The following is an 824-nucleotide window of genomic DNA, read 5'->3' on the forward strand; positions in this document are numbered from 1 at the left end:
CGGCGCCGGTCAGACCGGCGCCGACGTTGCAGGCGTGGATCAGCGCAGCAGGCTGAGCACGTTCTGCGGCACCTGGTTGGCCTGGGCCAGCATGGCCGTACCGGCCTGCTGCAGGATCTGGGTGCGGGTCAGCTCTGCGGTTTCCTTGGCGAAATCGGTGTCCTTGATGCGGCTGCGCGACGCGGACAGGTTTTCCGAGGAGGTCTGCAGGTTGGCAACGACCGAGGTGAAGCGGTTCTGGATCGCACCCAGGTCGGCGCGGGTGTTGTTGATCGAGCTCAGCGCCTTGTCAACGATTTCCAGCGCCTGCTGGGCACCCTTGACGGTGGACACGTCGATCTTTTCGGCGAACTGCTTGTCACCCAGCGTGACAGTGCCGGCGCCGTCGAGATCGGTACTGAACACGGTCGCCACGCCTGCATCATTCACGCTGTCCTTGACCGAGGTCAGGGTCACCGCGCCTGCGTCGTCGGCCTCGGCGTAGACGCCGGTTTCACCGATCTTGGCATTGATATGTGCAGCCAGTGCCTTGCCGGCGGCTACCTCGTTCTGAGCGCCCGTGCCGACGCTGGCCATTTCCAGCTTGTCGAACTTGACCTCATTGCCCTTGCTGTCGGTGATCTGGAAGGCATCGATCTCAACGGCGGTATCGTCGACGCCGGTGACTTTTGCCACGGTCGCCGTAGCAAACTGTGCACCGCCCAGCGCATTGGCCTTGGCGTCCACGACCTTGTCGATGGCGATGGCCTGGCCGGCGTTGGCACCGACCTGGAACAGCTGGCTGGAGAACGAGCCATCCAGCAGCTTGGTGCCGTTGAAGTCGG

Annotated in this window: 1 protein-coding gene; it reads right to left on the reverse strand. The window is 63.8% G+C overall.

The genetic code is table 11. The features are described 5' to 3' along the window. Positions 1–39 precede the first annotated feature (39 nt). Positions 40–824 (reverse strand): flagellin (locus tag AC13F7_RS18095; protein WP_483002546.1); only part of this gene is annotated, 785 nt, incomplete at its 5' end.

This window comes from Stenotrophomonas sp. K-6 (assembly GCF_056861555.1).